The 11,162-nt window shown below is 32.2% G+C and carries 9 protein-coding genes and 3 pseudogenes; 10 read left to right on the top strand and 2 right to left on the bottom strand.

Annotated elements, in window-relative coordinates; genetic code table 11:
• Nucleotides 1-198, bottom strand: a 198-nt coding sequence (locus tag CAAU_RS08400; protein WP_040306322.1) for a helix-turn-helix domain-containing protein, incomplete at its 3' end; no start/stop codon positions are given.
• 196 nt (nucleotides 199-394) lie between these two features.
• On the opposite strand from CAAU_RS08400, the gene rplS reads away from it, so the two are divergent.
• The 10 genes and pseudogenes from rplS to codY all read left to right on the top strand — a co-directional run bounded on the left by rplS (nucleotide 395) and on the right by codY (nucleotide 10,555).
• Nucleotides 395-742, top strand: a complete 348-nt coding sequence (gene rplS, locus CAAU_RS08395) for a 50S ribosomal protein L19 (RefSeq protein ID WP_008909018.1) — start codon at nucleotides 395-397, stop codon at nucleotides 740-742.
• 85 nt (nucleotides 743-827) lie between these two features.
• Nucleotides 828-1,700, top strand: coding sequence for a ribosome biogenesis GTPase YlqF (gene ylqF / locus CAAU_RS08390; RefSeq protein ID WP_008909017.1), 873 nt, complete (start codon nucleotides 828-830; stop codon nucleotides 1,698-1,700).
• 96 nt (nucleotides 1,701-1,796) lie between these two features.
• On the top strand, nucleotides 1,797-2,456 hold the full coding sequence (locus tag CAAU_RS08385; protein ID WP_341350038.1) for a ribonuclease HII: 660 nt from the start codon (nucleotides 1,797-1,799) through the stop codon (nucleotides 2,454-2,456).
• 4 nt (nucleotides 2,457-2,460) lie between these two features.
• Entirely contained in the window at nucleotides 2,461-2,823 is a 363-nt protein-coding gene (locus CAAU_RS08380; protein WP_008909014.1) for a YraN family protein, read from the top strand.
• A 63-nt stretch (nucleotides 2,824-2,886) separates the two neighbouring features.
• Nucleotides 2,887-4,443, top strand: coding sequence for a YifB family Mg chelatase-like AAA ATPase (locus CAAU_RS08375; RefSeq protein WP_278244343.1), 1,557 nt, complete (start codon nucleotides 2,887-2,889; stop codon nucleotides 4,441-4,443).
• Nucleotides 4,444-4,453: 10 nt separating this feature from the next.
• On the top strand, nucleotides 4,454-5,521 hold the full coding sequence (dprA, locus tag CAAU_RS08370; RefSeq protein ID WP_008909012.1) for a DNA-processing protein DprA: 1,068 nt from the start codon (nucleotides 4,454-4,456) through the stop codon (nucleotides 5,519-5,521).
• A gap of 68 nt (nucleotides 5,522-5,589) precedes the next feature.
• Nucleotides 5,590-7,655, top strand: a pseudogene (gene topA / locus CAAU_RS08365) (type I DNA topoisomerase).
• A 150-nt stretch (nucleotides 7,656-7,805) separates the two neighbouring features.
• Entirely contained in the window at nucleotides 7,806-8,336 is a 531-nt protein-coding gene (gene hslV, locus CAAU_RS08360; protein ID WP_008909009.1) for an ATP-dependent protease subunit HslV, read from the top strand.
• 24 nt (nucleotides 8,337-8,360) lie between these two features.
• A pseudogene (gene hslU, locus CAAU_RS08355) lies at nucleotides 8,361-9,751 on the top strand (ATP-dependent protease ATPase subunit HslU).
• Nucleotides 9,752-9,772: 21 nt separating this feature from the next.
• Complete coding sequence (gene codY / locus CAAU_RS08350; RefSeq protein ID WP_008909006.1) at nucleotides 9,773-10,555, top strand: GTP-sensing pleiotropic transcriptional regulator CodY; 783 nt, start codon at nucleotides 9,773-9,775, stop codon at nucleotides 10,553-10,555.
• Between the two features lie 366 nt (nucleotides 10,556-10,921).
• Here the strand turns inward: codY and CAAU_RS14895 are convergent.
• A pseudogene (locus CAAU_RS14895) lies at nucleotides 10,922-11,162 on the bottom strand (ISNCY family transposase); the annotation flags it as partial.

The raw sequence follows: 11,162 nt of genomic DNA, 5'->3' as shown, positions 1-11,162 counted from the left end.
CATCGGAAACAGCATGAGAAGGTTTACGGCCTTGTTTTTATGAATAAGAGCAGAAACCCCGCTTTGCATCACACCCTTTCTTAATCTAATAACTTGACGTTCGCTAAGGCCTAAAACCTTTGCTGCTTCCTTGACAGTTAATAAACCCTCAAGGGATTTTTGAATGACAACATACCTATTAATTTGTTTTTGTGACATTGAATAAAACACCTCGTTCCTCATAGTGACATTTTATCATATTACTCTACAACATGACATTATCATAAAATAATCACAAAGAAATGTAAAATATTATTGCCAAAACAAGCAATGTATGTTATAATAAACCCTGTGTGAAAACGGGCGTTCCTCTAGGTATGTCTATGAACGTCTAGGAAGGAAGGAGGGAAATGCTGTGGATATAATTAGAGCAATTGAGCAAGAACAAATAAGAAAGGACCTTCCAAAATTCAATGTTGGTGATACGGTAAGGGTTCACGTAAAGGTAAAAGAAGGTAACAGAGAAAGAATCCAAGTTTTTGAAGGAATCGTTTTAAAGAGACAAAATGGAAGCATAAGAGAAACATTTACTGTAAGAAGAATTTCTTATGGTGTAGGTGTTGAAAGAACTTTCCCAGTTCATTCACCAATTATTGATAAGATAGAAGTTATTAGAAGAGGTAAGGTTAGAAGAGCTAAGCTTTATTACCTCAGAAAGAAAGTTGGTAAAGCAGCAACTAAAGTTAAAGAAATTATCGAATAAAGAGACTGTTCAGCAGTCTCTTTTTTAATTATATATTTTATTTAAGGGAATAATTATTAATAAATAAGCCTAAGGAGGCATAAAAATGAATATACAATGGTATCCTGGACATATGGTAAAAACTAAAAGGCTAATCGCAGATTCATTGAAGTTTATCGATGTTGTTTTAGAACTTTTAGATGCGAGGATTCCTATAAGTAGCAAAAATCCCGATGTTGATTCGATAATAAAAAATAAACCTAGGATTATATTATTAAATAAGTCAGAGCTTGCAGATCCTTTGATTACAAAGGAATGGATTGCATATTACAAGAATAACGGAATTTCGGCACTTGACATAGACTGTATTTCAGGTAAAAATATTAATAAAATATATCCATTAATCAAAGAAATATTAAAGGATAAAATAGAAAGAACACAGCAAAAGGGAATAATCGGTAGGCCAATAAGGGCCCTAGTTCTTGGCATACCTAATGTTGGAAAATCTACATTTATAAATAAAATAGCAAAGAAATCATCAGCTCAAACTGGCGATAGACCGGGTGTAACAAAAAACAAACAATGGATTAAAGTTAATAAAGAATTTGAACTTTTGGATACTCCAGGAATATTATGGCCTAAATTTGATGATGAAAAAGTTGCCTTACATTTAGCATATGTGAAATCCATTAAAGAAGAAATACTTGATGTCGTTGAATTGAGTATTAAATTTTTAAATGAAATAAAACAAATTGCCCCAAAGGTATTAGAGGAAAGATATAAGGTGAATGTCATAGATGATGTCTATGCCATGCTAACTGAAATAGGTAAAAAAAGAGGGTGCGTTGTTTCGGGGGGCGAGGTTGACCTTTATAGGACTGCTAATATAATTTTAGAAGATTTTAGAGATGCGAAACTAGGAAGAATTTCTCTTGAATTACCAATGGATATGATGGATGGAGTTGAAGCAAATGAATAATATAAAGGAAATAGAGTCCATGCTTAAAGAATGCAAAAGTTTAGATGAGTTTTACCGCATAAAAAATAAAATTATGGAAAATGAAAGGAAAAAAGTATATACAAAATTTTAGACAAATATGAAAGGAATTTAAATAATAAGGTATTATTAGAAAAAGAGTATCAAAAGCGTTGCAAGTATGAAAATGAATTAATTAAAAATTATAAATTTATAGCAGGCATTGATGAGGTAGGAAGGGGACCACTAGCAGGGCCCGTTTATGCTGCTGCAGTTATTTTAGACTTTGAAAATCCAATACTAGGAATAAAGGATTCAAAGAAATTAACTGAAAAACAAAGATTAGAGCTCTATGAAAAAATAAAAACAGAAGCACTTGCCTATTCCTTAGGATATGCAACAGTTGAAGAAATAGATGAACTTAATATACTTGAAGCCACAAAATTAGCCATGTTAAGAGCTATAGAAGGGCTAAAAATAAAACCAGATATTATTATGATAGATGCATTAAAACTCGATATAGACGTCCCACAAATATCGATTATAAAGGGAGATGATTTATCAGTTTCAATTGGGGCAGCATCGATTATAGCTAAAGTAGAAAGGGATCTTTATATGCAAAAAGCCTCAATTCAGTATCCCTTATATAATTTTGCGCAAAACAAAGGATATGGCACAAAAGAACATATTGAAGCAATAAAAAAATATGGTCCTTGTGAGATACATAGAGGGACTTTTATAAGAAATATTATCGGGTGATCTTATGTTTAATAAAAAAAAGCTTGGATATTTAGGTGAGGAAATTGCTTCAAGGTATTTAATTAATAAAGGGTATCTAATTATACAAAAAAATTTTAGAACAAAGTTTGGCGAAATAGATATAATTGCAAGGGATGGAAGGTATCTTGTATTTGTTGAAGTAAAGTTGCGTAAAAGTTTAAACCTTGGATATCCTAGGGAGGCAGTAGATTATTATAAACAACAAAGAATTAGGAATTTAGCAAATCTCTATTTAGCCAAAAAAAGAATAAAGGATGCCTTTATTAGATTTGATGTAGTTGAAATAATGCTGGATGAAAATGAAAATGTAAAATCTATATATTTAATTCAAAACGCCTTTGAATGAAAATGATCCTAATTTTAACTAGGATCATTTTTTTATGTTTAAAAATAATAATATAGGAAATAATTGTTTTTAGAAAAAAATGTAGCTAGAGGTGAAAAAATGATTAGCAAGGTATTTTCTTTGTCATTAATGGGAATAGATGGATTTGTTGTTGAAGTTGAGGTGGATTTGAATGGAGGATTACCTTCAATTAATATGGTGGGACTACCTGATACGGTGGTTAAAGAATCAAAGGAAAGGGTAAAGTCTGCGATAAAAAATTCAGGATTTAAAATGGAACCTGCAAGGATAACAATTAATTTTGCACCTGCAGATTTAAAGAAGGAGGGAACACATCTTGATCTTGCAATAGCTGTTGGGATATTGAGCTGCATGAATGAAATAAATTATAAAAATACTTTAGGATGTGCTTTTATTGGAGAATTGTCATTAAACGGTGAAATAAGAGGGGTAAGGGGAGTCTTGCCGATGGTTTTGGAGGCAAGAAAAACCTTCAAAAAAATTTTTATACCGCAAGAAAATTGGGGGGAAGTTGATTTTATTGAGGACATCAAAATATATCCTGTAAGCAATTTAAACGAGGTAGTAGATATATTGAATAATAATATAGATTACAACTATATGTCAATGAAAAATAATTATGGTGAAGTAAAATATGACTTGGATTTTAGCGAGGTTAAAGGACAAAAATATGTGAAGAGGGCTGTAGAAATTGCAGCCAGCGGAGGACATAATGTTCTCATGATTGGTCCGCCAGGAAGTGGTAAAACTATGATAGCTCAAAGAATTCCAACTATTCTGCCTGAACTTACTATAGATGAAGCAATAGAAGTTACAAAAATTTATAGTATAGCAGGACTTTTGAAGGAAAAGGGAAAGCTAATATTAACTCCGCCTTTTAGAAGTCCACATCATACGGTCTCCTTTGCATCCTTTATAGGTGGAGGAAGCAATCCAACACCAGGTGAAGTTTCGCTAGCCCATAATGGGGTATTGTTTTTAGATGAGTTTCCCGAATTTAGAAGGGATGTAATTGAGTCGTTAAGACAGCCGTTAGAGGACGGTTCGGTTTTGATTTCAAGAGTTAAAGGAAAGATAAATTATCCAGCAAGAATAATGCTTGTGGCAAGCATGAATCCCTGTCCATGTGGTTACTATGGATATCCATATAGACAGTGCCATTGTTCAGAAAACCAAATTAGAAATTATTTTAATCGCATTTCGGGTCCTATACTTGATAGAATAGATATACAAATTTCTGTAGAACAGGTAGACTATGAGGATTTACATGGTAAAAAAGCTGAAGAATCATCATTAGAAATAAGAAAAAGAGTTATCAGAGCAAGAAAAATACAAATAGAAAGATTTAAAGAAGATGGAATTTATACAAATGCACAAATGAAGAATAAACATATAAATAAATATTGTGTTTTTACTAGAGCGGCAAGTAAAATTCTTGAGAACGCTTATAAAAACTTAAAACTAAGTTCAAGGGGTTATACAAAAATACTTAAGATTTCAAGAACTATTGCAGATATGGATGGAAGTGAAATAATAAATGAAGATCATGTATCAGAAGCAGTTCAGTATCGAATTTTAGATAATAAGATATACAAATAAGGTGAGAAGAATGGATAAAGAAAAGTTTCTAAAATTATGGTTTATGAATTTACCTATAAAGGATGAACTGAAGATAAAATTGCTGACCATAGGAATAGGTTTAGATGAAATATATGAAATGAATAGAAAGGATTTGATGGATTTAGGTTTAAATATTAATGAAGCTGATGAAGTTTTAAATGTAAAAAAGAGAGAAAAAGAAATATATGATCAAGTTAAATTTTTATTAGACAATAAATTAACTTTAGTTCTATTTAACGATGATGGATACCCAATGAAACTTAAAAATATATATGACCCTCCAGCAGGATTATTTATTAAAGGTAACTTAATAGACTATGCTAATACTTTGGCGATAGTGGGTTCAAGGAAGGCTACTAATTATGGTTTAACAGTAGCCTATAAATTTTCTAGGGATATCAGTAGATACGGAATAAAAATTGTTAGCGGACTAGCGAAAGGGATAGATACGGCGGCTCACTTAGGATGCTTAGATGCTGATGGAGTAACTATAGGAGTTTTAGGTAATGGGTTTAAATTTATTTATCCTATATCAAATAAAGAAGTTATTAACAGAATTGCTATTAAAGGTGCAGTATTGACTGAATTTTTACCAGATGAAAAACCTTTTCCTCAAAATTTCCCAAGGAGAAACAGAATAATAAGCGGTCTTGCAGATTTTGTATTAGTAGTTGAAGCAACAGATAGAAGTGGATCTCTTATAACAGCTAGGTTGGCATTGGAGCAGGGTAAAGATGTGTTTGCAGTTCCAGGAAATATATTTAGCATAAATAGTGTTGGAACTAACAATTTGATAAAAGATGGAGCAAAATTAGTATCTAATATTGAAGACATACTTTCAGAATATGGAATAAGCTTGAAAAATAACTTATATTTTGGGTATAATGAATTGGAATTAACAATAATAAATATATTAAAAATAGGAGCAATTACTATAGAAGAGCTATTGGAAAGAATAGATATGGAGGCGAATGAGGTTCTGAAAACCATAGGTAAACTTGAATGCAGTGGAATAATTAAAAGAGCATTTGGAAATTATATTACTTTAAATGATTAATTAAGTATAGAATTTTTTAGAAGATTTTGTTATAATACTAATACTTATGTAAAGCTGGAGGGGATAAAATGTCGCAGTCTTTGGTTATTGTTGAATCACCAGCTAAAGCAAAGACGATTAGTAAATTTTTAGGTAAAAATTTTAAAGTAAAAGCATCGATGGGACATATTAGAGATTTACCTAAAAGCCAACTTGGTGTTGATATAGAAAATAATTATGAACCTAAGTATATAACTATAAGGGGTAAAGGAGATCTAATTGATGAATTAAAGAAAGAAGCAAAAAAAGCCTCGAAGGTATACATAGCTACGGACCCGGATAGAGAAGGGGAAGCTATTTCATGGCATCTTGCATATATATTAGGTTTAGATATTTCTGAAAAATGTAGAGTTGAATTTCATGAAATAACAAAAAAGGCAGTGGTGAATGCGATAAAAAATCCAAGGGATATAAATATGAATTTAGTCAATGCACAACAAGCAAGAAGAATTTTGGATAGGCTTGTTGGTTATGAGATTAGTCCGGTATTATGGAAGAAAATTAAATGGGGACTTAGCGCAGGAAGAGTTCAATCGGTTGCTGTTAGATTGATTTGTGATAGAGAAAAGGAAATAAGGGAATTTGTTCAAGAAGAACATTGGACAATAACGGCTACTTTAAAAAATGGAGATAGAGTTTTAGATGCTAAGTTGGTATCCTTTGGAGATGAAAAACTAAAAATCACTAATAAAGAGCAGGCTGATGAAATAATAAAAAGGTTGACTGGCAAGATTTTTTATGTAAATGAGGTTAAAAAACAAGAGAGAAGAAAAAACCCATTTCCACCCTTCACAACGTCGACATTGCAACAGGAGGCATATAAAAAGTTAAATTTTTCAACTAAAAAAACGATGCAAATTGCTCAACAGCTTTATGAAGGTATAGAGATAAAGGGTGAAGGATCGGTTGGTCTTATTACTTACATGAGAACTGATTCAGTAAGAATCTCAGATGAAGCAAAGAAGACAACCCGTGATTTTATAAAGGATAATTATGGCACTGAATTTCTACCTTCTACTGAGAGGACATATAAATCAAAAGGTGGAGCTCAAGATGCCCACGAGGCGATAAGACCTACATCCGTTGAAAGAACTCCAGATAGAATAAAAAATTCCTTAACGAATGATCAATATAAATTATACAAATTAATATGGGAGAGATTTGTAGCAAGCCAAATGGCAGATGCTATTTATGATACTATGAGCATTGAGTTTGAATCTGAAAATTATATATTTAAGTCGAGTGGTAGTATATTAAAATCTTTAGGCTTTTTAAGTGTATATAGAACTGATGATGAGGAGGAAGATAAATTATTACCTGATGTGAAAGAAAAAGAGGAGTTTCAACCTGTAGCAATTGAACCTAAACAACATTTTACTCAACCACCGCCAAGATATACCGAAGCTACATTAGTAAAGGCGTTAGAGGAAAATGGCATTGGAAGGCCAAGCACCTATGCACCTATTATAACAACGATACTAGAAAGAAAATATGTTGAAAGGGATAAAAAGTTCTTAAAGCCTACCGAATTAGGGGAAATCGTAACAGAGCTTCTAAAAGAATATTTTTCAGATATAGTTGATATAGATTTTACAGCTGAAATGGAGAACAAATTAGATGAAGTAGAACAGGGTAAGGAAAATTGGATTGACATAGTCGATGGGTTTTATAAACCGTTAAAGGAAAAATTAAAATTGCAGAGGAGAAAATCGGAAAAATAAAAATAGAAGAGAAGGTCGAGGAAACTGATATAAAATGTGAAAAATGTGGAAGAAATATGGTTATAAAATCAGGAAAGTTTGGAAGGTTTTTGGCGTGTCCTGGTTATCCGGAATGTAAGAATGCTAAACCATTGGTTGAAGAAATCGATGTTTTATGCCCTTTATGTGGTAATAAAATTATCGTAAAAAAATCTAAATCGGGAAAGATGTTTTACGGTTGTAGCAATTATCCAGAATGTAAGTTTGCAAGTTGGTATAAGCCTGTTAATATGAGATGTCCTAAATGCGGAAAAGTATTATATGAAAGAAAACAAAAGGATAAGACTATTTATTTTTGTGATGATAAAGAATGTGGTTATGTAGAAGAAAAGTGATTTTTTATTGATATTTTAAAAATTTTGTGATATATTATACTTAATTGTTGAAACAATTTAGACAATTCATAAAATTACAAAAAATGATTTTTTAAAAATTTATATTTTTTTTACAAAAAATTAATGAAATGACTAGGGGAAGGTGCTAAAATGTTTAAGGCGACTACAATAGTTGCAGTTAAGGATCAAGATAGGATTGCCATAGCTGGGGATGGACAGGTAACTTTTGGGGAAAACACGATAATTAAGAGCACTGCTAAAAAAATAAGGAAGATTTATAAGGATTCAGTTTTAATTGGTTTTGCTGGTTCAGTAGCTGATGCTTTTACGCTTTCTGAAAAATTTGAAGAAAAGTTGGAACAAACAAATGGCAATCTAAAAAAGGCTGCAGTTGAATTAGCCAGTTTGTGGAGAAGCGATAAAATCTTAAGAAGGCTAGAGGCACTGATGATAGCTGCCAATAAAGATACTATTTTAATTATTTCTGGAAATGGTGAAGTTATAGAGCCAGATGATGGTATAGCCGCTGTAGGATCTGGGGCAATGTATGCCTTAGCTGCAGCAAGGGCTCTAAAAAGAAATACAAAACTTTCGCCTGAGGAAATAGTGAGAGAATCGTTAATCATTGCCTCTGAGATTTGTGTTTATACAAATAATAACATCGTTGTCGAATCTATATAACTTCCCTAAAAAGGGGGGACAAAGATGAACAATATGACTCCAAAGGAAATAGTAAAGGAGCTTGACAAATATATTATTGGACAAGATGAAGCTAAGAAAAAGGTGGCAATTGCCTTAAGAAATAGATACCGAAGAAGGATGTTAACTTCGGATATTAAAGATGATATTATGCCTAAAAATATATTAATGATAGGTCCTACAGGTGTAGGAAAGACTGAGATTGCAAGGAGGCTTGCAAAATTAGTTAAAGCTCCTTTTATTAAAGTAGAAGCAACAAAGTTTACTGAAGTTGGCTATGTTGGCCGTGATGTTGATTCAATGATTAGAGACTTGATGGATGAATCAATTAGAATAGTTAAAGAAGAAAAAATGAATGAAGTAAATGAAAAGGCGTTAGCCTTAGCAAAAGAAAGAGTGTTAAATATACTAGCTCCTCTTCCAAATAAAAAGTCGAATGTAAAAAATCCCTTTGAGTTTATTTTTGGTTTTCAACAGGAGACTAAACCAGTTGAGATAGAAGAAATAGATGAAAATGATTTACAATTAAAAAGAGATCAGATTTTAAAGCAATTGGAAGCTGGTCTGTTAGATGATGTGATAATAGAAATCGAAATCGAAGATAACAATTTAATGCCGGTTGAGATTATGGCAGGATCAAATTTAGAAGGCATGAATATCAATTTCAATGAAATTTTTGGAGACCTTTTTCCTAAAAAGAAAAAAAGAAAAAAGTCAAAATAAGGGAAGCTATAAGGATATTTTCACAAGAAGAGGCTTCTAAACTAATCGATATGGATTTAGTTATTGAAGAGGCTAAAAGAAGAGCAGAAGAAGATGGGATAGTTTTTATAGATGAGATTGATAAAATAGCAAGTAGGAGTAAAGGCAGCGGACCTGATGTTTCTAGGGAAGGAGTTCAAAGGGACATTTTACCAATAGTTGAGGGAAGCACTGTTAATACAAAGTATGGCCCAATAAAAACTGACTATATATTATTTATAGCAGCTGGAGCCTTCCATGTCTCTAAAGTAACTGATTTGATACCAGAACTTCAGGGAAGATTTCCTGTTAGAGTTGAATTAAAAGACCTAACTAAACAAGATTTCAAAGAAATACTTGTTAAACCTAAAAACGCTATAACAAAGCAATATATTGATTTGTTAAAGGTAGATGGTGTAGAGTTAGAATTTGTGGATGATGGTATTGATGAGATTGCACAGGCAGCCTTTATAATGAATCAGCAACAGGAAAATATAGGTGCTCGAAGGCTTCATACTGTTATTGAAGAAATTTTAGAGGATATATCATTTGAGGCTCCGGATTTTCCAAAAAAAATAATTATTGATAGAGATTATGTAAAAAATAAACTTAAGGATCTATACAAACAACATGATACATCAAAATTTATTATATAAAGAAAGGATGGTAATGAAGATATGGCAACTTTATTAGAGAAGACTAGGGTTTTGAATAAAATATTGCAAAAATCTGCAACAGAACCAGTTGTATTTTCAGACATATGTAAAATTTTAAGCGATGTTATGAATTGTAATGTTTATATTGTAAGTAGAAAGGGTAAAGTTCTTGGATATAGCTTAGTAGATTCCTTTGAATGTGAAATTTTAAAGGAAATTGTAATCAATGAACAAAAATTTCCTGAAGATTACAACAATCAGATTTTAACCATCAATGAAACAAGACCAAATTTAAAAAACGAGGGGATCTGTGTTTTTGATAGATCCAAGGAATGCATCCACGTAAATAAATACACAACTATTGTTCCAATTATAGGTAACAGAGAAAGATTGGGAACTTTATTAATAGCTAGATATGGTTCTGAATTTACCGATGAAGATCTTGTGCTAGCTGAATATAGTGCAGCAATCGTTGGAATGGAAATCATAAGATCAAAACAAGAGGAAATAGAAGAGGAAGCAAGGAAAAAGGCTGTAGTTCAATTGGCCATTGGCACCTTGTCATACTCAGAATTAGAGGCAGTAGAACATATCTTTAATGAATTAGAAGGAAATGAAGGATTATTAGTTGCAAGTAAAATAGCAGATAAGGTAGGTATTACACGTTCTGTTATAGTTAATGCACTAAGAAAATTTGAAAGTGCAGGTGTAATAGAATCACGTTCTTTAGGAATGAAGGGAACGCATATTAAGATATTAAATGACAAGTTATTAGATGAACTTAAAAAATTGAAGAATAGCTAAAAACATATCCCTTGGTGATCAAGGGATATGTTTTTGAGAAAAAATATGTAAAATTAAATATATTTGTGTGTCAATATCTTTTGAAAATGTCACCTAAAAATAATTTAAAATAAAGTTAATTATCGTATGAAAATGTCATTTAGATGGGTAAAAATTAGGGGGCTTTGCCCCCTAGAACCCCCCATCCTCGCCGGAAGGCAGAGGGGCAGATTAAACTGCCCCTAAAAGGCAATAGGATACTATGCCGCCTGATGTCAAGGCCTTTCGCGGCATAAACGGGCGCCCTCCCACAAGTGGGCCCCTCCCATTTATTCCACGGTGCCTTGACATCACCCGACTAACAGTCCTATTATCAAAAGCTAACATTTACCCTAAATTTTTGTATCTGTCAACAAAATTATCTTTACCGAGGAAAATTTCCTCAAGCATACTTAAAATTTCTTGATCGCTTTCATCATAGACGATGGGCTTAACTAAATTACGTCCATATTTGTAATAATGGTCTTCTGGCGGTCTGTAGGTGTTTTTCTCCTTCTTAACGGAATCAGTAGAAGATTTTTTAGGCTTTGAAAATATTTCAGTATCGTAAATTACCCCCTTGTATTCG

It is taken from the genome of Caloramator australicus RC3, assembly GCF_000297115.1.
Taxonomy (GTDB): Bacteria; Bacillota; Clostridia; order Clostridiales; family Caloramatoraceae; genus Caloramator; species Caloramator australicus.
This window is presented reverse-complemented; position numbering and strand designations above follow the sequence as displayed.

Excerpts from the sequence above, each read along its gene's own strand:
- ylqF (WP_008909017.1), top strand. The coding sequence starts at position 828 with ATGAATATACAATGGTATCCTGGACATATGGTAAAAACTAAAAGGCTA.
- CAAU_RS08380 (WP_008909014.1), top strand. The coding sequence starts at position 2,461 with ATGTTTAATAAAAAAAAGCTTGGATATTTAGGTGAGGAAATTGCTTCA.
- dprA (WP_008909012.1), top strand. The coding sequence starts at position 4,454 with ATGGATAAAGAAAAGTTTCTAAAATTATGGTTTATGAATTTACCTATA.
- hslV (WP_008909009.1), top strand. The coding sequence starts at position 7,806 with ATGTTTAAGGCGACTACAATAGTTGCAGTTAAGGATCAAGATAGGATT.
- codY (WP_008909006.1), top strand. The coding sequence starts at position 9,773 with ATGGCAACTTTATTAGAGAAGACTAGGGTTTTGAATAAAATATTGCAA.